We start from the raw sequence: 26,983 nt of genomic DNA, 5'->3' as shown, positions 1-26,983 counted from the left end.
GATCCGACGGAACGGGTGCGGCACGACCTCGGGCCGATGTCAGCGGCGCCGCCGCCCACTCATGCTGGCGCCCATGACACAACGGAACCTGCCCTGGATCGTGCTGGCCGTGTCGTGGGGAGTCGGCGCCGGCCTCTGGCAGCCGCGGGGCCCGCTGACCGCCGCGCAGGCCCTCTGGTCGGTCGGGCTGAGCGCGGCGGTGGGCGCCCTCGCCGGGTGGGCGAGCCGGTCGCGCTGGGCGATGCTGGCCGCGCCGGCCGTGTTCGTCGCCGCGCTCGAACTGGCCCGCGTGCGGCTGCACGGGCCGTCCGTCGACGGCCCCCACGCGAGCACCTTCGGCGTGGCGGCGCAGATCGCCGGGCGCGGGGTGCAGGGAGTGCTCTCCGTGCTGCCGATGATGGTCGCCGCCGCCTACGGAGCCGCGCTCGGCCGCCGCGGCCGGCCTCCCGGCAAGCGGATCCCGCGCTACCTGCGGCGGACCGGCGTCGGTGCGCTCGCGGCCGTCGTCGCGCTGGCCACCGCCGCGGCGGTGCTCCCGGCCCGCACGGCCGCGATCCCCGGCGGCGTCGCCGAACTCACGACGGTCGACGGGCTCGGCCTGATGATCAGGGGACGCGACACGTCCGCACCGGTGCTGCTCTACGTGCCGGGCGCGCCGGGCGGCATGGAGATGGGCTCCGTGCGGCGCCACCTCGGCGCGCTGGAAGAGCACTTCGTCGTCGTGACGCTGGACCGGCGCGGCGGCGGCAAGTCCTACGGCGCGCTCGACGGCGGCCCGCCGGCCGGCCTGGACAGTGGCGTGGCCGACACGATCGCCGTCACCAACTATCTGCGCGCCCGCTTCCGGCAGGACCGGATCTACCTGCTGGCGCACTCGGGCGGCTCGCTGCTCGGCGCGCTCGCCGCCGCTCGTCACCCGGAACTCTACCGGGCCTACATCGGCGTGGGTCAGGCCGTCGACCTGCCCGAGACCGACCGCATCTTCTACGCCGACATCCTGGCGTGGGCCCGGGCGACCGGGAAGCGGGATCTGGAACGGACCCTCGTGGACCGCGGGCCGCCGCCGTACCCGGACTTCTTCTCGTATGAACCGATCATCACGAACACCGCCGGGGTGTACGGCGACGACAACGCCGCCGCCGGGATGGCGGACAACCTCGCCACCCCCGAATACACGGTGCTGGAGAAGGCGCACACGTTGAACTCCATGATGGACAGCTGGCAGGCGCAGTATCCGGACCTGCAGCGTATCGACCTGCGCACCGACGTGCCGCGGCTGCGGGTGCCGGCCTACTTCATGCAGGGCGCACACGAGATGCGCGGCCTCGCGGTGCCGTTCGCGCAGTGGTTCGGCCTGCTCGACGCGCCGGTCAAGCGGCTCGTCGTGTTCGAGACGTCGGGACACCGGCCGATGTTCGAGCAACCGGACCGGTTCGTCGACGCGATGGCCCAGGTGCGGGCCGATACCGCCTAGGTCGCCGCGGTCTCCAGGTAGGCCAACACCCCGGCGCCGTCGTCGGCGACGTGCACCAGGCCGTCGAGCGGCACCGGCAGGAAGCCCTCGGCGTCCATCCGGCGCAGTTGCAGGATCAGCCCGTCGTAGAAGCCGTCGGTGTTGAGCAGCACCACCGGCTTGTCGTGTAGGCGGTGCTTGCGCAGCTCCAGGATCTCGGTGGCCTCGTCGAGGGTGCCGAGGCCGCCGGCCAGCACCACGATCGCGTCGGACCGGGCCAGCAACTGCGCCTTGCGGGCGGCCAGGTCCCTGGTGACGACCATCTCGTCGGCGTCGGCCCGGACGAGCGCGCGCAGGATCTCCACGGAGATGCCGACCAGCCGCCCGCCGCCGTCGCGCACCCCGTCGGCGACGACCTTCATCAGGCCGGTGTCGGAACCGCCCCACACCAGGGTGTGGCCACCCTTGCCGAGCAACTGGCCGAACTCCCGGGCCGGGCGGGTGTAGCGCTCGTCGAGGTCGGCGGCGGAGAGGAAGACGCAGATGTTCATGCCTGAAGTGAACCCCACGATCCGCGACCGCCAAAACGCTAGGCCAGCACGTCACACAGAATGTCGAGCGCGCCCGCCCACGCGTTGTCCAGCGGCGCCGCATAGTTGATCACCAGGGCGTCCTTCACCGGCAGCCGCCAGCCGGCGTCCGCCGTCTCGTAGCGGAACTCGGTGATCCCGCTGATCTCCAGCCCGCGCGCGGCGGCCGCTTCGATCACCGACCGCTCCGTGCCGGCCGGCAGTTCGAGCACCACCTGGAGACCGGCGGCCAGGCCGGTCACCTTGATCGCCGGTGCCCGCTCGGACAGGGCCGCGACCAGCTCGTCGCGGCGGCGCCGGTAGCGCAGCCGCATCGCGCGGACGTGCCGGTCGTAGTCGCCGGACGCGATGAACTCGGCCAGCGTCAACTGCTCGGTCGCGCTCGACAGCCAGTCGAGATACCCCTTGGCCGTGATGATCTCCGGCACCAGCCAGTCCGGCAGCACCATCCAGGCCAGCCGCAGCCCCGGCGCCAGCGACTTGCTGACCGTGCCGAAGTAGGCGATCCGGTCGGGGTCGAGGCCCTGCAGCGCGCCGACCGGCTCGCGGTCGTAGCGGAACTCCCCGTCGTAGTCGTCTTCCAGGATCAGCCCGCCGGTCGCACGCGCCCAGTCGAGGACCGCCGCGCGCCGGGCCGGTGGCAGCGCGTGCCCGGTCGGGAACTGGTGCGCGGGCGTGATCAGCACCGCGCCGACATCCGGCATCCCGGCCAGGTCGCCGGTGCGTGCGCCGTGGTCGTCGACGTAGAGGGGCGGGATCCGCAGGCCGGCGTTGGACAGTTGCTCGCGGTAGATGTCCAGGCCGTAGGACTCGACGGCGACCGTGCGTACCCGGCGGGCCTTGAGGGCCTGCGCCATCAGACCCAGCGCGTGGTGGAAACCGGCGGAGACGACGATCCGTTCGGGGTCGGCGTAGACCCCGCGGGACCGGGCCAGGTAGTCGGCCAGGGCGGTGCGCAACTCGATCCGGCCGTGCGCCTCGCCGAGGGCGAACGCCTCGTGCGGTGCCGCGGTCAGCGCCCGGCGGGCGGCGGCCAGCCACTGCTTGCGGGGAAACTGCGCGAGGTTCGGCGAACCCGTCAACAGGCTGTAGGTCGGCCGCTGCCCGGCCAGTCTCGGCCGGAGCGCGGCGGGCGCGGCCCGGCGCGGCTCGACCCGCCGAGCCACCCGGGTCCCGGAGCCCTGCTGCGCGGTCAGCCAGCCCTCGGCGATCAACTCGGCGTAGGCGTTGGCCACCGTGTTGCGGGCGACGCCGAGATCGGCGGCCAGGGTCCGCGACGAGGGCAGCCGGGTGCCGGGTGCCAGTCGCTTGCTGCGCACCGCGTCGCGCAGGGCGTCGGTCAGCCCCTCGCGCAACCGCGGGCCGGTCAGGTCCAGGTGCAGGTCAACGCCGGTCTCAGCCGGCTCGCCAGACCCCGAAGTGGCCCACGTTTCCGCCATGGAAATGGACCATACTCCGATGCCACCCGGCTCGTAGCGTTGCCAGCGAAAGATCCGCCGAGCAGCCGAGGAGGTCATCGTGAGCGCATCGATCCGCAAGCTGGACCTCCTGTGGCGCAGCGTCGACGAGTTCGTGTTGACCACCGTGTTGCTCTTCGTCGCCGTGACGGTCATCCGGTGGCTGCGGCACCCCGACTCCCCGCTGTTCATCGCCGACCTGAGCACCGCCCTGATCGTCATCGGCGGGCTCAGCGGCGCCGTGCTGACCGGGCTGATCCTGACGCCGATCGGCCGGCGGTGCGGCGGGCACATGAACCCCGCCGTGACGGTGAGCCTGTGGCTGATGGGTGCTTTCCCGGGCCGCCGGGTCGTGCCCTACGTGCTCGCGCAACTCGCGGGTTCGGTGGCCGGCGCGGGCCTCGCGCTGCTGGCGTGGGGGAGCGCGGCCAGCCACCCGATGGTCGCGGTCGGCGCGATCCGGCCGGCCGCCACCTGGTCGCCCGCCGCGGTCTTCGCCGCCGAGTTCGGCGCGATGGCCGCCGTCGTCCTCGTCTTCGCATTCTTCCTGGTACGGCACGGCCTGGCCCGCCTGGTCCCGTACGTCATCGGGGTGTCCGTCGGTCTGGTCATCGCGGTGCTCGGCCCCCTCAGCGGCGGCTCGATCAACCCGGCCCGGCAACTCGGCCCGGCCGTGCTCGCCGGTCAGACCACAGACCTCTGGATCTACCTGGTCGCGCCGGTGCTCGGCGCGGGTGCCGGGGCCCTGATCCAGCGCTATCTCCTCCGGCGGTCCCGCCGGAGGCGGCTGACGTACCGCGCCCACCCGGCGCCCGTGCGCGTCGCCGAAAAGGTGCACACCTAGAAATCATCGGGGGACAGACCCATGCGAATCTTCGTCGCCGGCGCCACCGGAGTGGTCGGCCGGCTGCTCGTCCCGCTGCTCGTGGCATCGGGCCACCAGGTCACCGGCATGTCCCGCTCGGCCGGCGGTGCCGAACGGGTCCGCCGCCAGGGTGCGTCGGCCGTGCGAGGCGACGTGCTCGACCGCGCCGGCCTGCGCGCGGCGGTGCTGGCCGCCGCGCCGGACGCGATCGTCCACCAGCTCACCGATCTGGCCGGCGCCGACGGCGAGGCGACCAACCGGTTGCGCGTCGACGGCACCCGCAACCTGGTCGACGCGGCCCGGGCCGCCGGCACCGACCGGATCGTCATCCAGTCGGTCGGCTTCGGCTATGCGCCGGGGGAGAAGCCGGCCGACGAGACCGACCCGCTCGACGTCGACGCCGAACAGCCCCGCCGCGGCCTCGTCGACGGTGTCGTGGCGATGGAGGCCACGGCGTCCGAACTGGACACCGCGGTGCTGTTGCGCTTCGGCATCCTCTACGGCCCCGGCACCTGGTACGCACCGGGCGGCGCCGCGGCCGCCGTGCTGTCCGGCCGGGTCGACACGCCGTTCATCGGCAGTGTCGTGCCGGACGGGTCGGTGACGTCGTTCGTGCACGTGGCCGACGCGGCCCGGGCCACGCTCGACGCCCTCGGCTGGCCCGGCGGCGCGGTCAACATCGCCGACGACGACCCGGCCGAGGGGCGCGAGTGGGTGCCCGTGCTGGCCGCCGCGCTCGGCGTGCCCGCGCCCGAACCCACCTCCGGACGCCTGGAGTGGGCGCGGGGCGTGTCCAACAGCCTGGCCCGCTCGCGCGGGTGGGAGCTGAGCTATCCCACCTGGCATACGGGCTTCGCCAACCAGATGTCCTAGCAAGGAGACGACGAACATGAATCAGCCGCTTACCGGCAAGGTCGCCCTGGTCACCGGCGGATCGCGCGGGCTGGGGGCCGCGACCGTGCGGCTGCTGGCCGCCCAGGGCGCCGACGTCGCCTTCACCTACGCCAGTTCCGCCGCGAAGGCGCAGGCCGTCGTCGACGAGGTGTCCGCGCTGGGCGCCAAGGCGATCGCCTTCCAGTCCGACCAGGCCGACATGAGCGCGGCGCCGGCGTTGATCGACGCGGTGGTCGCGCAGTTCGGTGGCCTGGACATCCTGGTCAACAACGCGGCGATCTCGCCGGAGCAGGGCCGCACGGTCGACGACCCGGAGGCCGACAGGGCCGCGCTGGACCTGATGCACGCGACCAACTATCTCGGCGTGATCGCCATCATCCGAGCCGCGTCCCGGGTGCTGCGGCCGAACGGCCGGATCGTCACGGTCAGCTCCGGGCTGGGCACCCGGGTCGGAGTCCCCGGCGTGGCCGACTACTCGGCGACCAAGGCGGGAGTCGAGCGCTACACCATGGGCGTGGCCCGCGACCTCGGCCACCGCGGCATCACCGCCAACGTGGTGGAGGCCGGGCTGATGGCCAGCGGCATGGAGCCGCCGGACCCGGAGACGCTCAAGGCCCTCCTCGGCGCGCTGTCGATCCAGCGGATGGGCCACCCCGACGAGATCGCCGCCGCCATCGGGTTCCTCGTGAGCCCGGCGGCGTCCTACGTCACCGGCGCCGTGCTCGACGCGCACGGCGGTTACAACGCCTGATCGGATTGTTCTGGTCCCATCTCGCACAAGATGTGCGACATCGCCTCCCACCCAGTGCGACCTTCTTGATGGCGGTTTGCACGGGTGGGAGGCGGAATGGATGCACCGGTCGGGGTCGACAGCCTGGTTGGTTCGGTCGGCGAACGCATGTTGCAGCAGGCCTACGGGACGCGAGAGCGGGCGCAGCGCTTCTACGACACCCAGGTGGTCGATCGCCTGAGCGACACGATGACCAGGTTCATCGGCCGCCAGGAGATGATGTTCGTGTCCACGGCCGACGCCGACGGGCGGTGTGACAGCACGTTCCGCGCCGGCCCGCCCGGCTTCGTGTCCGTGCTCAACGAGCGGCAGGTGGCCTGGCCGGAATATCGCGGCAACGGCGTCATGGCCAGCCTCGGCAACATCGCCGTCAACGGCAACGCGGGCCTGCTGTTCGTCGACTTCTTCGAAGACCTGATCGGCCTGCACGTCAACGGCCGGGCGGAGATCGTCGAAGACCTGCCCGAGATCGCCACCGACCGGCGCTGCGTACGCTGGGTGCGGGTCGACGTCGAGGAGGCCTACATCCATTGCCGCAAGCACATCCCGCTGCTGGCCAAAGTGCCCAGAGACCGATCCTGGGGTACGGACGACGCGCGCCGGAAGGGCGGCGACTACTTCGAGGTGCGCCGGCGCGCCGCCGCTGAGCCGGTCCCGGAGCGGCGGCGCTGGTGGCAACGCCGGCCGGCGGGGCGGTGAACGGCTTGCGGAGCAACCTGTCGACGCTGCTCAAGGAGAGTTGGACGCTGGTCGAGGACCGGCAGGACAAGGTGGCCGGCTACTTCTACGCCCGGCTGTTCCTGTCCTACCCGCACCTGCGGCACATGTTCCCGGTGCAGATGGACACCCAGCGCGCCCGGCTGCTGGGTGCGATCGTCACCGCGATCCAGCACTTCGACGATCCCGAGCGGACCGACGAGTACCTGCGCGCCCTCGGCCGCGACCACCGCAAGTTCGACGTGCAGCCCGAGCACTACATCATGGTGAAGTCGGCGCTGGTCGACGCGCTGCGCGAATACGCCGGCCAGGACTGGCGGCTGGAATACGAGCAGGCGTGGGGCGACGTCTACGACCACATCGCGAAGCGGATGATGGCCGGCGCCGAGGAGGAAGAAGGCCCGCCGTTCTGGTACGCCGACGTGGTGAGCCACGAGCGGCGCGGTCCCGACGTCGCCGTGTTCACCTGCCGGCCGCTGGAACCGATGGAGTTCCGCGCGGGCCAGTACGTCAGCATCGAGTGCGCCTACCAGCCCCGGCTCTGGCGCACCTACTCCATGGCCAACGCGCCGCGTGACGACGGCACGCTCGAGTTCCACATCCGGGCCGTGCGCGGCGGCCAGGTCTCCGGGTCGCTGGTCCGCCGGTTGAAGGAGGGCGACCTGCTCAAGCTGGCCGCCCCGATGGGTGCCATGACGCTCGACCGCGACTCCCGCCGCGACATCGTCTGCGTGGCCGGCGGCACCGGGCTGGCGCCGGTCAAGGCGCTCATCGACGAGTTGTCGCGCTACAACCGGACCCGGTTCGTGCACCTGTTCCGCGGCGTACGCCGGCGCGAGGACCTCTACGACCAGAAGGATCTCGACGACCTGGTGGCGCGGCACGCCTGGCTGACACTGACCCGGACGGTCAGCGACGATCCGGACTTTCCGGACGCCGTCCACGGGGATGTCGAGGAGGTGCTGGCCGACCACGGGCCGTGGGAAGACCACGACTTCTACGTCGCCGGCTCGCCAACGATGGTCTCCTCGACCCTGTCCACCCTGACCGGCCTGCGGGTGCCGATCACCCGGATCAAGTACGACGCGTTCAACTGAGCGCGGGTTCGCCCGCCCGCACCAGGGGCGAGTGGGCCAGCCCGACCGCGCCGAGCGAGATCAGCCCGCCCGCGACCGCCAGGCCGGCCAGCGCGGCGGGGGTCTGCGGCGGCGCCACCTTGAACGCGTAGACGCCCAGCAGGTAGCTGGCCACCGGGTTGGTGATCGACATGGCGGCGACGGCGGAGGCCAGCGAACCCGCGGCGAACGCGCCCTGGCCGAGGAGCAGGCCGCCCAGGGTGGAGAGGGCCAGGACATAGCCGGGCCAGTCCCGGGCGGTGGCCAGGACGCCGCGTACCAGCAGGTCTTCGGTCGTGACCTTGATCATGGCGGCGCTCACGGCGAAGCAGATGCCGGCCGCGACGGCCAGCATGGTGGCCCGGACCAGGGTCGGCATCCCCTCGCTGAACGGCAGGATCAGCAGCACCAGGGCCGCGGCGGCGACGCAGCCGAGCAGCAGGTGCAGGCGGTTGGCCGCACCGTCGACCGGTGCCACGCCGCGCACGGCGAAGAACACCACGAGCCCGCCGCAGATCAGCGCCGCCGAGAGCCAGTCCCGCCCGTTGGGCCGCCGCTGCCGCCAGGCGGCCGCCATCGGCAGCGCGAACAGCAGTTGGGTGACCAGCAGCGGCTGCACCAGCGCCACCGATCCGAACCGCAGCGCCAGGGCCTGCGCGCCGAAGCCGACCAGGTTGGTGCTCCAACCGATCAGCCACAACGGCTCGCGTACGAGGCGCCGGATCAGTCGCCACAGGCTCACGAAAATCGCCGTCCGGTGCGGCGGACCGTGTGCGTCGACCACCTCCGGCGGGTGGCGGTGTGCGGCGCGCTGCTGCAGCGAGGCAGCGGCGGCGAAGAGAAACGCCGCCAGCAGGCCGAACCCCACGGCAACAGTCACGATCATCCCCCGGCGGCGCCGGGGCTGGACCGCCCGGGCGCCGCCCGACTCTACGGCGCGGTCGGCCGCGGGCCGAAGCCCGCGTCGTTCTCAGCGGCGCGTATCACTTTCTCCAGGCCCGCGGCCAGGGACTTGGCCTGGGCCGGACGGGACATCTGGCGCAACAGGTCGGCCATCTTGTCGATCATTTCCCGGGACGGCAGGTCCCAGGTCTCGAACGCGTACGACGCCTGGATGCACCGAACGAGCTCGTCGACCATCCCGCCGAGCGGCCCGCGCGGCCCGAACCGCGCCTGAAACTGGATCACCGCGACCCGGGCCTCGAGGGCGAGCACGCTGCTCGGCCCGGCGACCCGGACGCTGCGGTCGAGGGTGTCGCGGAGCAACTCGCGGGCGTCCGAGGCCCGCTTCGTGGCGGCCAGCATCTCGCCGAGCCGCCGGGCGTGCCACAACGTCAGCGGGTGATCGGCCCCGAACCGGCGCCGGGACCGCTCGAAGGTGTCTTCGAGCAGCCGGATGGCCCGGTCGTCGTGGCCGAGGCTGAAGAGGGTCTCGACGAAGTTGTGTGCGCCGATCAGGGTGTCGAGGTCGTCGGGGCCACGAACGCGTGACAGCCAGTCGAGCGCTTCCTCCTCCAGCGTGAGCGCCTCGTTGTGTTCGCCCCGATGCCACAGCACGTTGGCGACCGACGACTTCAGCAGGGTGGTGAACTCGTGATCCTCGCCGAGCGCCGATCGGGCCCGCCCGAGGCAGTCGGCGGCGACCCGCTCGGCCTCGTCGACCTGACCCATCGAGTAGAGCAGCCCGGAGAGCGCCTGGCCCGAGTTGAGCGTGTCGGGATGGCTGCTGCCGAACACCTTCTCGCACGACGCGTAGATCTCCGCGGCGAGGTCCTGGGCGCGCGGCGCCTCGCCCATCCGGGTCCGGCCGGTGATGATCAGGCGGCCGGCCGACAGCGTCTGTTTCGCGTCCGCGCCGAGCGACCGGCGCCAGCCTTCGTAGAGCTGCGTGGCCAGGGCGGTCATCGCGCCGTAGTCGCCCCGGCTCAGCAGGTAGCGCGCCGCGTCGAGGGCCGTCTCCCGCAGTGGTTCGAAGCCGGACGTCGCCGGCTCGAGTTCGAGCAGGTGCGGCAACAGCTGCGCCCAGCGGGGCCAGGCCTCGGGATCGCGGCCGCCGTCGGCCACGCCCGCGGAGTCCAGCGGGTGGGCCGCCGCCACGAGTTCCTGCGCCTGCAGCCGGGTGCTCGCCCGGTCGCCGGCGGCCATCAGGTCGCGGATGATCGCCTGGGTGAGGCGGTGCATCCGGATCAGCCCACCGGCCAGCTTGGCCAGCCCGTAGCGGCCGATCCGGCCGATGCTGGCGTGCACGGCGGACTCCGCTGGCACGCCGCCGCCCGCGAAGCCCTCCCGCAGCCGGGGCGGAGCGCCGGTGAAGATGTCGATCGGGATCGGTTCGGCCGAGAGCAACGCGCACACCCGCGCGATGTTCGCCGCCGCCGCGTCTTCGGTCGCGATCCGCTCCAACGAGATGCGTACGACCGCCGCCAGCGAGGCCAGATAGCCGTTGGCGTCGCCGAGCGACAGCAGTTCCGCGGCCTCGGTGGCCAGCAGCCGGCGGTAGGTCTCGACCGGCATGCCACTCTCGGCCAGCAACGCGCCCGCCTGCGCCACCGCGAGGGGCAGGTCGCCCAGGTCGTCGGCGAGGTCGTCGGCCTCGCCGGCGGCGATCGCCGGGACCAGTTCGCGCAGCAGGTCGACGGAGTTGTCGCGATCGAAGATGTCCAACTCGGACGGTTTCGCGATGCCGGCCCAGCCGGAGTTGCGCGAGGTGATCAGCACGTGGCCGGCGCCCTGGGGCAGCCAGCGGCGCAGGTCGTCGGGCCGCTCCGCGTTGTCGAAGATGACCAGCCAGCCGCCCTCGGTGCGGAGCCGGTGCCGCACCATCGTGGTGGCCCGCGAGTCGGACACGTCGGCCGTGCACCAGCCGGCCTCGATGCCCAGGGCGGCGATCTGCTCGCCGATCAGCCCCGGCTGCTCGGCGTCGATCCACCAGACCAGCCCGTAGGAGCCGGCGAACCGGTGCGCGTATTCCAGCGCCAGGGTCGACTTCCCGATGCCGCCCATGCCGTGGATCGACTGGACCGAGCCGGACGCCTGAGCGGACAGCCGTTCCCGCAACTCGGCCAGGTCTTTCTCGCGGCCCTTGAACATCGCGTTGCGCGGCGGCGCCTGCCACACGTCGGGAAGGCTGCCGGGTAGCCGCGGCTCGGGCCCGGTGACCTTCTTGCGGGTGCGCCCCGGCGGAAACACCGGTCGGCCGTCGGCGTGCACAGCGACGCCGCACGCCTCGAGCAGGCGCAGCCGGGCCGGTTCCTCGTCGAGTCCGAACAGGTCACAGGCGACGTAGGGGCGCAGCACAGCCGGTGGGTGAACCTCTTCGACCCGCAACGGCACCAGGCGTACGCCGTGTGCCGCGAGGACGGTCCAGTCGTTGTCGCCGGCCGCCTCCCGATCGAAGTAGGCGTCGGAGTAGACGGCGACCACCCGTTCGGCGCGCTCGATCGCGTCGGTGCGGCGCAGGACGGCGTTGTCGCCGGCCTGCCAGTCCGGCCCGCCGATCTCGACGGCCAGGCCGGACTGGCGCAGGTGCCACGCGATCCACTCGGCCCAGGGCCGGTCGCGATCGGCGTAGGAGACGAAGACGTCGAGCCCGCCGGCCTTCTTCTTGGCCTTTCCCATCAGGTCAGGCCTGCGCGCCTCGGGAACGGTGGCGGCGCCGTCGGTGCGGGTCTGCCCTGGACCGCTTCCAGCAACGCGACCCGGGCGGCGTCTTCGTCGAGACCGGTCATGTCCTTGTAGATCAGTGGCCGGAGCACCGCGGGCACGGTGACATTCTCCAGCAGCAACGGAATGAGCCGCCCCGCGCGATGACGATCGGCGATCACCGCCGTCCACTCTTCCGTGGTATAGCGCGCCGGGTCGAAATATGCCTTGCTGAACAGGCACACGACCCGATTGGTTTCCAGCGCGTCACTCATCCGCAGGACAAAGCTCTGACCGACGCCCCAGTCGAGGTCCATCTCCACGTCATATCCCGCGTCGCGCAACGCGTGGGCCACCCATATCGCATAGTCGCGATCGGTTCCCGCGTATGACACAAAGAGCTTCTCCAGGGGCATTTGCCCGTTGACACCCGTCACATGCACAGTGTGCGGGATAAGGGCGTTGCCCACATCATCCGTCCGTTCCCCGCTCAGTGCAATGACGCCTTGAGGGCGACCACCACCAGACCCAGGACGCCGGCGAAGGCCGTCGCGGCGCGCCGGGGCCAACCGGTCAGGCCGGCACTGCGCGCCGCCAGCCAGCCCAGCACGATCAACAGGAACACGGTGTACGCGAGCGCGGCGTCCAGCGCCGCGGCGTTGCTCGCGCCGCAGGCGCGGGACAGCAGGAGCACGAGCAGCGGCGTGGTCGAGGCCTGGATCAACGCCCAGCCCGCGGTCAGCACGCCGAGCACGTCTTCGCGGGTCACGCCCGGGCCGCCGGCGCCGCGGCGGGCGGCCAGGCCGAGCAGTTCCGCGTACCGCTCGGCCAGCCAGTAGACCAGCAGCGTGACCAGCACGATCGCGGCCACCCGGCCGGCGGGGTAGTCGCCCGACGCGGCGAGGGTCGAGGCGCAGATGACCGTCCCGTAGATGCCGGCCGGCACCCACGGCGCGGCGACCCACATCCGGGCGTTGTCCATCGGCACCGATTATCGCGGTCGACACCCCGACCAGGCGGGCATATCAGGCTGATCGAGCGCGGTCTCCCGCTGCCCGTCGCCGCGCCGTCACACCCCCGCGTGGTCCAACCAGAGCTTGGCGAGCAGTTCGTGGCCCCACGCGCTCGGGTGTATGCCGTCCGGCGCGACCTCCTCGGCCGCCCCCGTCGCGCGCAGGGCGGTGTCGGCGGGAACCAGCGCGGCGCCGTACTCGGCCGCCAGCGCTCGCACCACGGCCAGCTTCGGGTCGAGGTCTTCGCGCCAACCCACCTGCTCCTCGCGCACGGGCAGCAGGAACGGCTCGATCAGCACCGAGCGGACGCCGTCGAGCGGTGCCAGCAGGGCCCGGTAGTTGTCCTCGAACTCGGCGGCCGAGGTCAGCGCGCCGCTGTCGTACCGTCGCCAGGTGTCGTTGATCCCGACCAGCACGCTGACCAGCGCCGGCCGCTCGGCCAGCACGTCGGCCTCCCACCGGTCGCGCAGGTCGCGGCTGCTGTTGCCGCTGACACCGCGGTTGACGACGCGGGCGGCGCCACCGAGCGCGCCGGCGACCAGCTTGACGTAGCCGTCGCCGAGGCCGGCCGGGTCTCGGCGCCGGTCACAGTCGGTGATGCTGTCGCCGGCGAAGACGATGGTGTTCATGAGATCCTCTCGATGTCGATCAGCATGGCCTGCTGGGGGTTGAGGGTAGGCAGCGGGACGCCGGCCCCGGCGAGCACGGCGCCGGACAGCTCGACCGGGCCGCGGGCGGCGCGGGCCACCCAATCCGGGTCGTGCCCCTGGTGGCGGCTGGCCGCGCCGAGTTCCTCGCGGAGGGTGACGCGATAGCGGCTGGTGCGGTCGAGCCCGGGGAAGCGGACCCGCCCCGACTGGCCGGCCGCCGAGGTGCGGAACCGGACCCAGGTGAACAGGGCGCGCGAACCGTCCTGGGCGACCGTGCCGTAGAGGGCGGTCGCGTCGTCGGCGAGATCGGCGTTGACCACCCGGCCGGTGTGCAGCAACGGCCGCAGCTCCCGGTAGAGCGCGGCCCAGGCCGCGATCGTCGCGAGCTCGGCGTCGTCGGCCGCGGTCAGGTCCTGCTCGATGCCCGCGTGTGCGGTCAGCGACGCGACCAGCCGGAACGACAGGTCGGTGGTCCGGGAGGTGGTGTGCGCCCGGTCCGCGCCGAGGTGCGACCCGATCAGTTCCGGAGGTACGAGCACCCGGGTCCACCGCTCGATCTGGACCCGCTCGACCGGGTCGTTGCAGTCCGACGCCCAGACCCGGTCGGTGCGGTCCAGGATGCCCAGGTCGACCCGCCCGCCGCCGCCCGAGCACGTCTCGATCTCGAGCCCCGGATGCCGGGCGCGGAGTTCGTCGAGCAGCCGGTAGAGGGCCAGCGTCTGGCGGCGCACGCTGGGCCGCTCGCCACCGCTCGTCGCGCGGCTGACCGCTTCGAGCAGGTCGCGGTTGTGGTCCCACTTGAGATAGTCGATCTCGTGGGTACGGACCAGGTCGTCGATCCGGGCCAGCAGGTAGTCGTAGGCCTCCGGCCGGGCGATGTCGAGCACGTACTGCCGCCGCGCGCTCGGCCCGAGCCCGGCCCGCGGCCCGAGGATCCAGTCGGGGTGCCCGCGGGCCAGGTCCGAGTCGAGGTTGACCATCTCGGGTTCGAACCAGAGCCCGAACTGCATCCCGTGCGCCTTCACGACCTTCACGAACGGGTCGAGCCCGGCCGGCCAGACGTCTGCGTCGACGAACCAGTCGCCCAGCCCGGCGTCGGCGTCGCGGCGCCCGTGGAACCACCCGTCGTCGAGCACGATCCGCTCGACACCGACCGCGGCGGCCCGCTCGGCCAGCCGGGTCAGCCGGTCGAGGTCGTGGTCGAAATAGACCGCCTCCCAGGTGTTGAGCACCAGCGGCCGGGGTGGGCGCGGGTGCCGCGGGCGGGCCCGCAGTCGCCGGTGCAACCGGTCGGCGATGCCGTCGGTGCCGGCGTCGGACCAGACGAACAACACCGGCGGCGCCTCGTAGCGTTCGCCGTCGGCCAGGATCACCTCGCCCGAGCGCAGTGACTCGCCGGCCCCGACGACCGCCGAGAACACGCCGGCCCCTTCCGGGAGGCGTTCGGCGAGGTAGCGCTGCTCGCCGCTCCAGGCCAGGTGCGCGGCCCAGACCTCGCCGTGCCCGAAGCCGAACGACGCCGTGCCGGCGGCCAGCAGGTAGGGCGAGTCGTGCCCGGGCTTGCCGCGCCGGGCGGCGCGCAGGTGCGTGCCGAACCCGAACGGCGCGCGCTGCGGTGCCCTTTCCCGGCACCACTTCCCGGTGAAGTCGAGCAGCTCGACCGCCCGCTCGGGCACCGGGAGCAGGGCCAGCAGACCGTCCACTGTGTAGGGCGCGAGCCCGGCGCCGAGCGCCGCGTCCCGTTCGACGCTCATCGTCACCGCGAGCACCCCGAACCGGTCGAGTTCGTAGACGACGGCGGACCGCAGCGCGCAGACCCGGTCGACGAACCGGAACTCGATCCGTCCGCCGACGCCGTCGGCCGGCACGTCGACCGAGTGTGCCTCGAGTTCGGGCCGCGGCGTCGTGCCGAAGCCGGCCGCGTTGCCCGACTGCGCGGGCGTGCCCGACCAGCCGTCGCGCTCGGTCGGCCAGACCGACAGCACCCGCGGCACGTCGGGCGAGTTGTTGAGCACGGCCGGCGCCGAAGTCAGTCGGAGGTCGTCGTCCCGGCCGGGCCCCGGATCCGCACCCCAGTGCAGAACCTGGGGGACGGGACGGCCCACCTCGACGACGAAGGCGGTGCCTCCGGCCCGCAGGGCCAGGACCTCGGAAAGCATGTGTCGCAGCCTCCGTAAACGTTACGACCGGGTTACTTGACGGCGTTAATTAACCATGCTTAGTCTGTCGCCGCAAGCGGCACGACAGGTCGGAGACGTGCGGAAGCAGGCAGCAACCAATGGCGGTTCTGGAGTCAACAGCTCGCGAGCAGCGGGCCATACAACCCGCGAAGCGGCAGCGGCGCACGGCGCCCTCGCCCGCGCATCGCGGCGACGGCAAGCTGGCCTGGGTGCTGATCGCGCCCGCGCTGGTCGGCTTCCTGGTCTTCGCGGCCTACCCGACGCTGCGCGGGATCTACCTGAGCTTCACCGACTTCAAGGTGCTCAGCCCGCCGGAGTGGGTCGGCTTCGACAACTACGTGCAACTCGCGCACGACGAGGTCTTCTGGTCGGCGCTCGGCGTCACCGTCTACTTCGTACTGCTGTCGGTGAGTATCAGCCTGGTCGTCTCGGTCGCCACCGCGGCGGTGCTGCACCGGCTGACCTCGTCGACCGTCATCCGCGGCCTGATCATCCTGCCGTTCCTCATCTCCTCGGTGGTCGCCGGCACGGTGTGGTCGTGGATGCTCGACACCCAACTCGGCATCGTCAACATCGTCATCAAGGCACTCGGCGGCGACGGCGTGCAGTTCCTGACCTCGCGCGGTTGGGCGATCCCGTCGATCGCGCTGATCAGCGTGTGGAAGCAGATGGGCTACACGTCGATCATCATCTTCGCCGGGCTGCAGACCATCCCGCCGACGATCTACGAGGCCGGCCGGGTCGACGGCGCGAGCGAACTGAGGATGTTCCGCCGGCTCACGCTGCCGTTGCTGCGCCCGATCCTCGCCCTGGTCATCGTGCTCAACGTCATCGGCGCGTTCCAGGTCTTCGACATCGTCCAGGTCACCACCAAGGGCGGCCCGGCCAACGCATCCAACGTGCTCCAGATGTACATCTACAGCAAGGCGTTCGGCCAGTTCGACTTCGGTTACGCCGCGGCGATGTCGCTGTCGCTGTTCGCAGTGCTCATCGTCATCACCTTCCTGCAGATGCGCCTGCTGCGGGCCAGCGAATCGGACACCAACCAATGACCGTCAATGCCGTCCGCCGGCCGCGGAGGTTCACCGTCGGGCGCGGGGTCGCGTGGTCCTACCTCGTCGGCGTGCTGTTCGTGACGATCTTCCCGTTTTACTGGATCCTGCGCACCGCGCTGTCCAACAACTACGCCCTGAGCGCCCACCCGGCCTCGCTGCTGCCGGCCGGCTTCACCTGGGGCCCGTTCCGGCGCGTGCTGGGGCTCGCCACCACGGGGGAGTCCATCGCCGAGGGCGGCTCCGGCGCGTCGATCCACATCGGACGGTTTCTGGTCAACTCCGTCGTCTACGCGACGGTGTCGACGGTGCTGATCGTGTTCTGCTCGACGCTGGCCGCGTACGCCTTCGCCCGCCTGCGTTGGCGCGGCCGCGATCTCATGTTCAGCCTCTTCCTGACCGCGCTGATGGTGCCGGGGATCCTGACCCTGCTGCCCAACTTCGTGCTCATCAAGGAACTCGGGCTGCTCAACTCGTTCGCGGGCATGATCCTGCCCGGCGCGCTGTTCTCGGCGTTCAACATCTTCTTCCTCCGCCAGTTCATGCTCGGCCTGTCGACCGAGACCGAGGAGGCGGCGCTGCTCGACGGCGCCGGCCGGCTGCGGATGCTGTTCCGCATCACGCTGCCGATGACCAGCGGTCCGATCGTCACGCTGTCGATCCTGGGCTTCATCGGGATGTGGAACGACTACTTCTGGCCCTTGCTGGTGACCAGCGACGACTCGGTGCAGCCGCTGACGCTCGCGCTCGCCGTCTTCAAGCAGTCGTCTCCGCAGGCACAGCCCGACTGGGCCGGCCTGATGGCGGCCACGCTGGTCGCGGCCCTGCCGATGCTCCTGCTGTTCATGGTGTTCGGGCGGCGCATCGTCAACTCCATCGGCTTCTCGGGGATCAAATGACCCTCCGACTGGCCTGGGCCGAACCGGCCCGCGACTGGGTCGAGGCCATCCCGCTGGGCAACGGCCGCATCGGCGCGATGGTCTTCGGCGGTGCCGACGCCCGTATCCAGGTCAACGACGCGACCGTCTGGTCGGGTGACCCGGCCGGGCCGGCCGCCGCGCTCGACGCCCTCGTCGCGGCCGGCGCGGGCCCCGAACGGCTCGCCGAGGTCAGGTCGGCCATCGACGCCGGCGACCTGCGTCGCGCCGAGGCCCTGCTGATGACCTTCGAAGGCCCGTACTCGCAGGAGTTCCTGCCCTTCGTCGACCTCGAACTGCGCACCCGCGGCGTGCGGGGCGGCCCGGCCCGCGTCCTCGACCTCGACGAGTCGCACGTGACGGAGCGCCTCGACATCGACGGCACTTCCGCCACCCGGCGCACCTACGTCTCCGCGCCGGCCGGCTGCCTGTTCGTCGACTACGCCGCCGACGGGCCGGTGCTCGACGTCGACCTGCGGCTGTCGACCCCGCTGCGCGAGACCGGCCGGGCCACCGGCGACGCCGAGATCACCCTTGACGTGCTGGTGCCGGTCGACGGCGCGCCCCGGCACGAGCCCGCGGTGCCCGCGCACCGGTGGGCGACGGACGGCTTCGACCACTTCGCGGCCGCGACGGTCGCGGCGCACAGCGACGGAACCCAGGGCCGGGACGGCGACCTCCTGCGGATCCGTGGGGCGAGCCGGCTGCTGATCGCACTGTCGACGTCGAGCCGGGCCGCACTGTGGTGGGGCGACCCGGACGGCGCCGGCTGGCGGGCCTCCTCGCACGAGGAGATCCGGGAGCGGGCCCGCGCGGCCGCACGGGCTGCCCTCGGGCGGGCCGCGGCCGAGCGGTTCGCCGAGCACGTGGCCGACGTTCGTGACCACGTCTCGGGGGCGCGCTTCGCGATCGGTGGCCGGCGCGCCGGCATCTGGGACGTCGAGCGCGACATCCGGCGCGGCACCGACGAGGGACTGCGGGCGACGGTCATCGCCGAGTACGGCCGTTACCTGCTCGGCGCCTCGTCGCGGGCGGGGAACCCGGCGGCCAACCTGCAGGGCATCTGGAACCAGGAGATGCGCCCGCCCTGGTCGTCCAACTACACCATCAACATCAACACGCAGATGAACTACTGGCCGGGCCCGCTGCTCGGGCTCGACGATCCGGTCGAGCCGCTGGCCGCGCTGGTCCGCCGGCTGGCCCGCACCGGGTCGGCCGTGGCCGAGCGGCTCTACGGCGCGCGGGGCTGGGTGGCACACCACAACAGCGACCTCTGGGGTTGGAGCCTGCCGGTCGGCATGGGGCACGGCGCGCCGAGCTGGGCGATCTGGATGATGGGCGGCGTCTGGCTCAGCCACAACCTGTGGGACCGCTATGAGTTCAGCGGCGACCGCGACCTGCTCGCCGACCTGTGGCCGCTGCTGCGCGGCGCGGCCCTGTTCTGCCTCGACTGGCTGGTCGACGACCTGGCCACCGGCGGCCTGCGGACCATCCCGTCGACCTCGCCCGAGAACCTCTACCTCGGACCGGATGGCCGGCCCGAGGCGCTGACCGTCTCGGCCACGGCGGACGTCGCGCTGATCCGGGCACTGTTCCTGCGTGCCCGCGCCGCGATCGCGGAGCTGGGCCTGAGCGACCCGGTCGACGCCGAACTCGCCGCCGCGCTGGCCCGGCTGCCGGACCTCACGCCGGGTCCGGACGGCCGGCTCCGCGAGTGGCACACCGACCTGGTCGACGCCGACCCGCGCCACCGGCACCTCTCGCCGATGGTCGCGCTCTATCCGCTCGACCTGGTCGCGACGCCTGAGCTGGCCGAGGCGGCGCGCCGGTTCCTCGACGGGCGCGGCCCAGGGGCGATGGGCTGGTCGTGGGCCTGGAAGATAGCGCTGCGGGCCCGGCTCGGCGACGCCGCGCAGGCCCGGGACCTGCTGCTGGAGGCGATCACCCCGTTCGACCGCGACCACCGCGAGCACTCGCCGGTCGACGGGTCCGACTGGGGCGGGCTGCTGCCCAACCTGTTCAGCACCCACCCGCCGGTGCAGCTCGACGGCAACTACGGGCTCGCCGCCGCGATCGCGGAGATGCTCGTGCAGAGCCACGGCGGCCGGGTCCGGCTGCTTCCGGCGTTGCCCGCCGAATGGCCGGACGGCCGGGTGACCGGCCTGCGCGTCCGCGGCGGGCTGGCGGTCGACCTCGACTGGAAAGCCGGAGCTGTCCGGGAAGCCGTCTTCCACGACGTCCGCGGTGCTCCACATCGGATCGTCGTCGTCACCGGCGGCGACGCGCACACGCTCGACGTGCCGGCCCGCGGCACGGCCGCCCTGTCCCTGCCGACCCACCAGAACTGAACACCCGCCGGCCATCGCGACGCCACCGACGTCCGATGTGGATGCTCCCTGCCCCGGCGCCAGGACCCACCACACCCCCAACCACACCCCAAGTGAGGAACGGATGAAAGCAAAGCGAATCGCGTCCGCGATCGCGCTCGCCGTTGTGGCCAGCGCGGCGCTCGCCGCCTGCTCCAGCGACAACGGCGGTGACAGTGGCGACGCGGGCGGCAAGACCGTCAACTGGTGGACGTGGGACGAGCGGCAGGCCGCCTCGTACAAGAAGTGTCTGCCCGGCTTCGAGACGGCGAACCCCGGCATCACCGTGAAGATCTCGCAGTACGCCGTCGACGACTACTTCACCAAGCTGACCGCCGGGTTCGTCTCCGGCTCGGCCCCGGACGCCTTCCAGAACAGCGTCCCGCTGCTCGGCGCGTACGCCGGTCAGCACCAGATCATGGCTCTTGACGACCAGATCAAGAAGACCAACTACGACATGTCGGTCTTCGACATCGGCGCGGACTCGTGGAAGTTCACCGACGGGAAGCAGTACGGCATCCCGCTCGACTGGGCCGGGGCCGCGATCTACTTCAACGAGGACAAGGCCAAGGAGGCGGGCATCACCGCCGACCAGATCAACAACATGACCTGGAACCCCGACGACGGCGGCACGTTCGACAAGATCGTCTCGCACCTCACCGTCGACAAGAACGGCAAGCGCGGCGACGAGGCCGGGTTCGACAAGACCAAGGTCGCCACCTACGGCATCGCCAGCCTCGCGTCCGGTGACTTCAACGGGCAGACCTCGTGGAACTCGTTCGTCTCCACCCTGGGCTGGCGGCTCGGCGACAAGCCGGCGTGGCCGACCAAGTTCCAGTACGACGACCCCAACTTCGTCAAGACCCTCGAATACATCAAGGGGCTCGGCGACCGGGGCCTGATGCCGAAGTTCGGCCAGTTCACCGTGGCCGGCAGCCAGCAGATCGGTTCCGGCCAGGTCGCGATGGCCGAGGGCGGCACCTGGGACGTCACCTCGATGACCAAGATCCCCGGCGTCAAGGTGGGCGTCGCGCCGACCGTCAAGGGTCCGCAGGGCCGCTCGATGATCAGCAACTCGAACGCCAACAACATCTACGCGGGCACGAAGAACCTCGACGCCACCTGGAAGTGGGTCACCTACATGGGTTCCGAGGCCTGCCAGTCGACGGCCGGCGCGGACGCCACGTTCCTGCCGTCGATCGGCAAGTCGCTGCAGGTCGCGGTCGACGCGCAGAAGAAGGACGGCATCGACCTGTCGGGCTTCGTCAACGCGCTCGACAACGGCGAGCTCTACCCGGCGCCGCCGACCACCAACGGCCAGGAGATCTCGGACACGATCCAGCCGCTATTCGAGGCCTACTTCAGCGGTGAGAAGGACAAGAGCGTGTTCCCGGAGATGGCCGCCAAGACCGCGGAGATCTTCGCCAAGTAACCGACGGCGGCCGGGGCGGCTTTCCGCCCCGGCTACCGTATCGTCCGGAGGCGTGCCGGCCGGTCGAACCACAAAGGAACCAGCGATGCATGACGCAGACGCCGCGATCGCGCTCCTCAAAGGAGCCTCCGCGGCCGCGGCCGACGTCTTCAAGACCATCCTCACCCGGGGCCCGATCAGCCGGATCGACGTGGCCCGCCTCCTGGGCCTGTCGCAGGCGGCGGTCACCAAGGCGGTCGGACCGCTGATCGACGTCGGCCTGGTCTCCGACCAGCTCGAGCTGCCCCGCGACGGCCAGCCCGGCCGCCCGGCCAACCCGGTCATGGTGGTGGCCGACGCGCTCGTCTCGATCGGGGTCAAGGTCAACGCCGACGAGATCATCGGCGTTGCCACCGACCTGACCACGCACGTCCTCGCGGTCGACCGCCGCCCGCTGACGACCACCGACCGCGACGCGGTCGTCGACGCGATCGAGGCCGGCGTGCGCCGGCTCGGCGACCTGCTCGGCGACCGGGCCGGCCGGATCTGCGCGGTCGGCGTCAGCGTCTCCGGCGACGTCGACACCGGGCGCGGCATCGTCCGCGAGTCGGCCATCATGGGCTGGACCGGGGTGCCGCTCGGCCAGATCCTGTCCGGCCGCCTCGGCCGCGACGTGCTGGTCGAGAACGACGTGCGGGCGCTGACGATCGGCGAGCACTGGTTCGGCGTCGGTGTCGGCACGGACCTGTTCGCGATCGTCACCATCGGCCGCGGCATCGGCAGCGGACTGCACATCAACGGCGACGTGGTCGAGGGCGCCTACGGCGTCGCGGGCGAGATCGGTCACCTCCCGCTCACCTCACCTGACCGGGTCTGCCCGTGCGGCCGGCGCGGCTGCGTCGAGGCGGTCGCCGCGACGCCGGCGATCGTCGCCGAGGTCTCCCAGGGCCACGGGAAGGACCTGACCATCGGCGAGGTCGTCGACCTGGCCCACCGGGGCGACCCCATCGCCGTGCGCACCTTCGAGCAGGCGGCGACCGTCATCGGCACGGCGATCGCGGTGCTGGCCAACCTGACCGGCCCGCAACTGGTCATCATCGGCGGCGAGGCGGTCAGCAACTTCGACCTCTTCGAGACACACCTGCGCGCCGCCTACGCCGCACACGCCTTCGGCGCCGCGGGCCGCTGCCAGATCGTCACCCGCCCGCACACCTTCGAAGACTGGGCCCGCGGCGCGTCCGCATCGGCCATCCGCCGGCTGGCCGAGAACCGCGCTTAGGGCCCGTCCCGCGGATCACATCCGCTGGTATTCCTCCCAGGTGCGCTTCGGTGTGACCGCCGGGCCGTCGTCGGGGCCGCGGTTGGCCAGGCCGTTCTGGCCGAGGTAGTAGTCGCCGGCCTGGTGCTGGGCGGCCGTCGACTGGTCGGTGTCGGAGATCGCGATCGCGTGGATGTGGTAGGGCCAGTCGCCCTGCGACGGGTTGCGCAACCAGGCCGCGAATCCGACCGTGCGCAACTGCAGCACGACCGTCGTGCGGGTGGCCGTGGACAGGTTGGTGACCGAGATGTCGAGCGCGCCGCCGCCGTCGTGGGTGCCGGCCGAGGCCGCGTTCCCGGTGTTGTAGGAGCCCTGGGTCAGCGTCAACGTGCTGCCGATCAGCCGCTCGGCCTCGAGCAGCATCGTTCGGGTGCGGGTGTTCACCTGGACGCCGCGCAGGGTGACGATGCTGCCGGGGGAGATCGCCCGCACGACCGTGTAGCGCCCGCTGCCCAGCGACCGCAGCGAGGTCGGGCCGGGCAGGCCGGTGGCGTCCAGGCCGGTGTAGCCGAGCGAGCGCTGATAGGCCGCGTAGGCCGCGATCGTGCTCGTGCCGAAGTGGCCGTCCACGTAGGTGGCGGCCAGCAGGCCGCGGGCCTGGAGGGCGCGCTCGACCTCGAGCACGCTGGCCTTGGCGCCCGGCGTGAGCGCGGTGTCCGGTCGCCGCGGATCGATCTGGGCGGCCTTGATGACCGCCTCCATGTCGACCTCGGGCAGTGCCGCATGGGCCGCACTGCCGGGCAGTGCGGCAGCCGCCGTGGCGGCGGCGACGGTGGCGATCAGGCCCCTTCGGGTGAGCATTCCGCGTGCCTCCTGGTGGTGGGGGAACCGGCGCTCGCGCGCGACCGGGGGAGCTGGCCTCCGCGATCCGGAAGCCAGCTCCCCGGGCGGTCAACCGGCGACGATGCGGCCGTCCGGTTGGCGTGCACATGAGACGGTCCGATTGGCGCTGGTCGCGGCCGCGGCCAGGCACTGGCCGAGGACCTGGTGGCCCGCGACGTTGGGGTGCCACGACTCCTGGCAGGTCTGGAAATAGGTGGCGCAGGCGTTGGCGATCCGCTGGATCGCGATCTTGTCCTTGCCGGCCAGGCTGGTGACCGGCACGCCGGTCGGGCCGTCCTGCAGCCGGATCGGGGTGGCCAGCGCACCGGTCGGGCTGGCGTCGAACTCGCAGAGCCGTGCGCCGTCGAAGGCCCGCTGCACGTTGAGATAGACGATGTCCTCGCCGGGGAACTCGGCCGACAGGGTCGACTGGCCGGCGCGGACGATGCCGCCGAGGCCGCCGGAGAACCAGTGCCCGGCCGCGAGGCTGGCGCGGTGGATGGGGCACCCGGCGGCGTAGCGCTCGGCGCCCAGGTCGCGGAACTTGTCGCGGTCGTCGGCCCGCCCGTCTTCGGTGTAGAAGCGCGGTGCGACGTCGAGGGGCAGCGGGTTGGTGTAGTCCTGCAGCACGATCCGGTGCTGCCCGTCGGGGTCGATCTCGCGCAGCGTGGTGACGATCTGCCGCACCGCGGCCACCGTCTCCTGGGTGGCGGCGGCGATCTGCGCGTCCGTGGCCAGGTCGCTGGTCGCGCAGGGCGCCTGCTCGACCGGGCCGTTGACGTAGGCCCAGAACTCCCACCAGCCGGTCCAGGCGTCGGCGATGAACCGGTTGGCGCACTTCTCCGCGACGCTGCCGAAGGTGAACTGGCTGTTGTTGGATCCCAGCCCGACCAGCACCAGGTCGATGTCGTGGGTCTGGCCGACGGCGCGCAACTGGTCGAGCTGGGCGGCGACGGTGCGGCCGTTGGCGCGCGCGGACGACGCCGCGGCGATGTCGTGCGGCTGGCCTCCCGAGCAGGCCAGGTTGAACCGGGCGGCGATCCCCGGCAGCGCCGCCTGCTGGATCGACGCGTTGGCCGACCGGTGGCAGAAGTAGGCGTTGTTGTTGGGCGCCGACCAGCCCGGGAAGGACTGCGCCACCCCGTTCAGGTCGGTGACCGGCTGGTAGTCGCCGGCGCCCTCACCACTGACGAAGCTGTCGCCGAGCGCGACGGCGGCCGTGGGCAGGGCGGCCGACGCGGGGCTGCCGCCGAGCACGGCGACCACACCGGCGGCGAGAGCGGTGAGGGTGGCGGCCAGGAACGCGGGACGACGCATGCGACCTCCAAAACGTGAAACAAACTCTGAGATCGCGATCAGATCATCGCCGTACGACGTTCGTCAATGTCCTGCCCTCGGCGGGTCGGTCGCGGAGCCGGCACCTCGCCGGCCGAGCGGGGGCGCTTCGCCATCCAGGCGAGCCGATCCCTCCCTTGTGGAGCATGCGGTGCCCTGCGTCGTGGAAGCCGGCCAGCGGTGCACGGCCTGGCCCAACGGGCGGACCTTCGCGATCGCCAGGTTTCGGCCGGCCGAACGCTGTGATCCGGTCACCCGGGACATAACCGCCCCGAAGTGTTCTGTCGTCGACCGTCGCTCCCCGCTGAGCCGGGCCACCGCTGTGGGCGGGGCGCGTCGACCGGGTTGCGCGCTTCGCCACAGCGTTCTCGCGGCGCCACAACGCCATCACGGATGCGCCGCCGCGGGCATGTCCGCTCGTCCGGAGCCCGCATTAGGGTTGGGGTGTTCGCCGCCGCACTGTCTTGCGTGGCTTGGGGGTGAGCCCGGTGGCAAGGATTTCGCTGGCCAACGCGATCGACGAGGTAGCGGCCCGGGATCGGGCGATGGCGCGGCTGGTCGAGAAGGTCGGCCCGATCCGTTATCTGCCGCGGTTCCCGGACGGGCCGTTCGGGATGCTGGTCCGCTCGATCATCTCGCAGGAGATCTCCGCCGCCGCGGCGCAGGCCATCATCGGCCGCACGGCGGCGGTGGTGGGCGGGCTGTTCACCCCGGAGGGCATCGCCGCCGCGTCCGACGACGAACTCCGGACGGCGGGGTTGTCCCGCAACAAAATCGCCTCGCTGCGCGACCTGTCGGCCAAGGTGCTGGACGGCACCGTCGACGTCAGCCCCGCGACCCGGCTCAGCGACGCGGAGGTCGTGCGGCGGCTGACCCAGGTGCGCGGCATCGGCCGGTGGAGTGCGGAGATGTACCTGATGCACTGCCTGCGCCGGCTCGACGTCTGGCCGGTCGGCGACCTCGACGTGCGGGAAGGCTACGCGCTCGCGTGGGGTGTCGAACCGGCGCCGACCGCGCGGGAACTCGACCCGTTGGGCGAGCCGTTCCGGCCCTACCGGTCGGTCGTCGCCCGCTACTGCCAGGAGGCCGTCTTCCTCGCCCGTGCCTCATGAGTCACCGCAGTCCCAAACCGCCCTGTTAGCACGTTTCGCCGCTCAAAGCGTCATTAAACGAAGCATACCGATCAATCGGAACAGACCGCCCAAAAGGGCTAATCTCGGTCATGGCTCGACTGCCGTCGGGCTTGCTTCGGGGCAAGGAAAGGGACACGAGTCATGACGAAGAAGTTCCTGGGCAAGGTCCTCGCGAGCGTGGCGCTCGGCGGGGCAACGCTCCTCATCGCTCCCGGCATCGCGCTGGCGGATGACGGCCAGGGCGCTGACTGGGCGCACGCACAGGACGGCAAGGACTGGTCGCACTGCGCCAGTTCGTGGGGCGACGAAGCCAAGAAGGACGAAGCCAAGAAGGACGGATACAAGAAGGACGAAGACAAGAAGGACGAGAAGGGGTCGGGCAAGCCGGAGGGCAAGCCCGAGTCCGCCGGCAAGCCGGAGGCCGCCAAGGGCGCGCCCGGTGGCGAGGAGTGCGAGGCTCCCAAGGGTTGGGTCGACGGCGGCGACGCCGGTTCGACCGTCGACGGCAAGCTGGCCACCAGCGGCGGCATCCTGCTGGCTGGGGCCGCTCTGGGCGGAGTTGTCCTCATGCGCCGTCGCCGGACCGATGGCTCTCTGGCCTAGGGCTTCGGCGGGGCAGGCCGGCGGCCGCCACGGTACTCCGTGGCGCGCCGCCGGCGTCGCTCTCGTCGCCGTCACCGCGCTGGGTGGGTTGGGCCTGGTGCGCGCGTCGGTCAAGGAGACACCGCCGCCGCCCCAGCCGGCCGTCGAGGCCGAGCCCAGGTTCGAACCCACCGCGACACCGGGCGCTTCCGTGGCCGCCCACCTGCCGCGGTCCGCACCGACGGATATCACGATCAGCGCGATCGGCGTACACGCGAAGATCATGGATCTGGGTGTCAACGCCGACGGCACGCTCCAGGTGCCGCCGCTGGAACAGGCGACGCTCGCGGGTTGGTATTCGCTGGGCCCGTCGCCGGGCGAGATCGGCAACGCGGTCATCGTCGGGCATGTGTCGACCGCCGAACTCGGGCCGACCGTGTTCTTCGAGCTCGGCTCGCTGCGCAAGAAGGACGTCATCACGATCAAGCGCGAAGACGGCCGCAACGCGCAGTTCCGGGTCGACGGCGTCAAGGCCTACCCGAAGAAGAGCTTCCCGACCGACCTCGTCTACGGACCGAACAGCAAGCCCGGGCTGCGCTTGGTGACCTGTGGCGGCACGTTCGACGCCAAGGCGCACAGCTATGTCGACAACGTCGTCGTCTTCGCGACCGCGCTCTGATC

General features: G+C 71.7%; 24 protein-coding genes. 14 read left to right on the top strand and 10 right to left on the bottom strand.

Annotated features, from left to right (window positions below; translation table 11 throughout):
• The first annotated feature begins 73 nt into the window (after nucleotides 1-73).
• Nucleotides 74-1,474: an alpha/beta hydrolase gene (locus tag AB0J74_RS12180; RefSeq protein ID WP_363447474.1), complete on the top strand. Its 1,401-nt coding sequence runs from the start codon at nucleotides 74-76 to the stop codon at nucleotides 1,472-1,474.
• On the opposite strand, the gene AB0J74_RS12175 is transcribed toward AB0J74_RS12180, so the two are convergent.
• Both AB0J74_RS12175 and AB0J74_RS12170 read right to left on the bottom strand, forming a co-directional pair.
• The gene (locus tag AB0J74_RS12175) at nucleotides 1,471-2,004 is read right to left on the bottom strand and encodes a TIGR00730 family Rossman fold protein (protein ID WP_363447473.1); all 534 of its coding nucleotides are present in this window, start codon (nucleotides 2,002-2,004) and stop codon (nucleotides 1,471-1,473) included. The genes AB0J74_RS12180 and AB0J74_RS12175 overlap by 4 nt on opposite strands.
• 38 nt (nucleotides 2,005-2,042) lie before the next feature.
• The gene (locus tag AB0J74_RS12170; protein ID WP_363447472.1) at nucleotides 2,043-3,482 is read right to left on the bottom strand and encodes a PLP-dependent aminotransferase family protein; all 1,440 of its coding nucleotides are present in this window, start codon (nucleotides 3,480-3,482) and stop codon (nucleotides 2,043-2,045) included.
• A gap of 79 nt (nucleotides 3,483-3,561) precedes the next feature.
• On the opposite strand from AB0J74_RS12170, the gene AB0J74_RS12165 reads away from it, so the two are divergent.
• The 5 genes from AB0J74_RS12165 to AB0J74_RS12145 all read left to right on the top strand — a co-directional run bounded on the left by AB0J74_RS12165 (nucleotide 3,562) and on the right by AB0J74_RS12145 (nucleotide 7,863).
• A complete protein-coding gene (locus AB0J74_RS12165) occupies nucleotides 3,562-4,344 on the top strand; it encodes an aquaporin (RefSeq protein WP_363447470.1) in 783 nt (260 codons plus the stop codon).
• 21 nt (nucleotides 4,345-4,365) lie between these two features.
• Nucleotides 4,366-5,238 (top strand): NAD(P)-dependent oxidoreductase, encoded by an 873-nt coding sequence (locus AB0J74_RS12160; RefSeq protein WP_363447467.1) that lies wholly within the window; start codon nucleotides 4,366-4,368, stop codon nucleotides 5,236-5,238.
• Nucleotides 5,239-5,254: 16 nt separating this feature from the next.
• Entirely contained in the window at nucleotides 5,255-6,010 is a 756-nt protein-coding gene (locus tag AB0J74_RS12155) for an SDR family oxidoreductase (RefSeq protein WP_363447465.1), read from the top strand.
• 96 nt (nucleotides 6,011-6,106) lie between these two features.
• Complete coding sequence (locus AB0J74_RS12150) at nucleotides 6,107-6,748, top strand: pyridoxamine 5'-phosphate oxidase family protein (RefSeq protein WP_363447463.1); 642 nt, start codon at nucleotides 6,107-6,109, stop codon at nucleotides 6,746-6,748.
• A gap of 5 nt (nucleotides 6,749-6,753) precedes the next feature.
• Nucleotides 6,754-7,863: a globin domain-containing protein gene (locus AB0J74_RS12145; protein ID WP_363447461.1), complete on the top strand. Its 1,110-nt coding sequence runs from the start codon at nucleotides 6,754-6,756 to the stop codon at nucleotides 7,861-7,863.
• On the opposite strand, the gene AB0J74_RS12140 is transcribed toward AB0J74_RS12145, so the two are convergent.
• From AB0J74_RS12140 to AB0J74_RS12115, 6 genes are all read right to left on the bottom strand, one after another.
• Nucleotides 7,856-8,761: a DMT family transporter gene (locus tag AB0J74_RS12140; RefSeq protein ID WP_363447459.1), complete on the bottom strand. Its 906-nt coding sequence runs from the start codon at nucleotides 8,759-8,761 to the stop codon at nucleotides 7,856-7,858. The two genes, AB0J74_RS12145 and AB0J74_RS12140, sit on opposite strands and share 8 nt — an antisense overlap.
• Nucleotides 8,762-8,811: 50 nt before the next feature.
• On the bottom strand, nucleotides 8,812-11,499 hold the full coding sequence (gene fxsT, locus AB0J74_RS12135) for an FxSxx-COOH system tetratricopeptide repeat protein (protein ID WP_363447457.1): 2,688 nt from the start codon (nucleotides 11,497-11,499) through the stop codon (nucleotides 8,812-8,814).
• The gene (locus tag AB0J74_RS12130; RefSeq protein WP_363447455.1) at nucleotides 11,499-11,960 is read right to left on the bottom strand and encodes a toll/interleukin-1 receptor domain-containing protein; all 462 of its coding nucleotides are present in this window, start codon (nucleotides 11,958-11,960) and stop codon (nucleotides 11,499-11,501) included. Before AB0J74_RS12130 ends, fxsT begins: the two co-directional genes overlap by 1 nt.
• Nucleotides 11,961-12,013: 53 nt before the next feature.
• Complete coding sequence (locus AB0J74_RS12125; protein WP_363447453.1) at nucleotides 12,014-12,505, bottom strand: hypothetical protein; 492 nt, start codon at nucleotides 12,503-12,505, stop codon at nucleotides 12,014-12,016.
• An 87-nt stretch (nucleotides 12,506-12,592) separates the two neighbouring features.
• Nucleotides 12,593-13,165, bottom strand: a complete 573-nt coding sequence (locus AB0J74_RS12120) for an SGNH/GDSL hydrolase family protein (protein ID WP_363447451.1) — start codon at nucleotides 13,163-13,165, stop codon at nucleotides 12,593-12,595.
• Entirely contained in the window at nucleotides 13,162-15,345 is a 2,184-nt protein-coding gene (locus AB0J74_RS12115; RefSeq protein WP_363447449.1) for an alpha-galactosidase, read from the bottom strand. The genes AB0J74_RS12120 and AB0J74_RS12115 overlap by 4 nt, the downstream gene beginning before the upstream one ends.
• A gap of 119 nt (nucleotides 15,346-15,464) precedes the next feature.
• On the opposite strand from AB0J74_RS12115, the gene AB0J74_RS12110 reads away from it, so the two are divergent.
• From AB0J74_RS12110 to AB0J74_RS12090, 5 genes are all read left to right on the top strand, one after another.
• Nucleotides 15,465-16,418, top strand: a complete 954-nt coding sequence (locus tag AB0J74_RS12110) for a sugar ABC transporter permease (RefSeq protein WP_363447447.1) — start codon at nucleotides 15,465-15,467, stop codon at nucleotides 16,416-16,418.
• Nucleotides 16,415-17,317 (top strand): carbohydrate ABC transporter permease, encoded by a 903-nt coding sequence (locus AB0J74_RS12105; protein WP_363447445.1) that lies wholly within the window; start codon nucleotides 16,415-16,417, stop codon nucleotides 17,315-17,317. Before AB0J74_RS12110 ends, AB0J74_RS12105 begins: the two co-directional genes overlap by 4 nt.
• Nucleotides 17,314-19,683 carry a glycoside hydrolase N-terminal domain-containing protein gene (locus AB0J74_RS12100; RefSeq protein WP_363447443.1) on the top strand — a complete coding sequence of 790 codons (2,370 nt, stop codon included), beginning with the start codon at nucleotides 17,314-17,316 and terminating at the stop codon, nucleotides 19,681-19,683. Before AB0J74_RS12105 ends, AB0J74_RS12100 begins: the two co-directional genes overlap by 4 nt.
• 103 nt (nucleotides 19,684-19,786) lie before the next feature.
• Nucleotides 19,787-21,133 carry a sugar ABC transporter substrate-binding protein gene (locus AB0J74_RS12095; RefSeq protein WP_363447440.1) on the top strand — a complete coding sequence of 449 codons (1,347 nt, stop codon included), beginning with the start codon at nucleotides 19,787-19,789 and terminating at the stop codon, nucleotides 21,131-21,133.
• An 85-nt stretch (nucleotides 21,134-21,218) separates the two neighbouring features.
• Nucleotides 21,219-22,391: an ROK family protein gene (locus tag AB0J74_RS12090; RefSeq protein WP_363447438.1), complete on the top strand. Its 1,173-nt coding sequence runs from the start codon at nucleotides 21,219-21,221 to the stop codon at nucleotides 22,389-22,391.
• A 15-nt stretch (nucleotides 22,392-22,406) separates the two neighbouring features.
• On the opposite strand, the gene AB0J74_RS12085 is transcribed toward AB0J74_RS12090, so the two are convergent.
• Entirely contained in the window at nucleotides 22,407-23,231 is an 825-nt protein-coding gene (locus AB0J74_RS12085) for a peptidoglycan-binding domain-containing protein (protein ID WP_363447435.1), read from the bottom strand.
• A 90-nt stretch (nucleotides 23,232-23,321) separates the two neighbouring features.
• Nucleotides 23,322-24,569: a hypothetical protein gene (locus AB0J74_RS12080; protein ID WP_363447433.1), complete on the bottom strand. Its 1,248-nt coding sequence runs from the start codon at nucleotides 24,567-24,569 to the stop codon at nucleotides 23,322-23,324.
• 506 nt (nucleotides 24,570-25,075) lie between these two features.
• Here AB0J74_RS12080 and AB0J74_RS12075 point away from each other — a divergent pair.
• The 3 genes from AB0J74_RS12075 (at nucleotide 25,076) to AB0J74_RS12065 (ending at nucleotide 26,981) form a co-directional block, all read left to right on the top strand.
• Nucleotides 25,076-25,699 (top strand): hypothetical protein, encoded by a 624-nt coding sequence (locus AB0J74_RS12075; protein ID WP_363447431.1) that lies wholly within the window; start codon nucleotides 25,076-25,078, stop codon nucleotides 25,697-25,699.
• 162 nt (nucleotides 25,700-25,861) lie between these two features.
• Complete coding sequence (locus AB0J74_RS12070) at nucleotides 25,862-26,323, top strand: hypothetical protein (RefSeq protein WP_363447429.1); 462 nt, start codon at nucleotides 25,862-25,864, stop codon at nucleotides 26,321-26,323.
• Nucleotides 26,307-26,981, top strand: a complete 675-nt coding sequence (locus AB0J74_RS12065) for a class F sortase (RefSeq protein WP_363447427.1) — start codon at nucleotides 26,307-26,309, stop codon at nucleotides 26,979-26,981. The genes AB0J74_RS12070 and AB0J74_RS12065 overlap by 17 nt, the downstream gene beginning before the upstream one ends.
• The last annotated feature ends 2 nt before the right edge of the window (nucleotides 26,982-26,983 follow it).

Origin of the sequence: Asanoa sp. NPDC049573 (assembly GCF_040676615.1) — a bacterium.
GTDB lineage: Bacteria > Actinomycetota > Actinomycetes > Mycobacteriales > Micromonosporaceae > Asanoa.
Note: the sequence above shows the minus strand (reverse complement) of the source record. Positions and strands in the feature narration are given on the sequence as shown.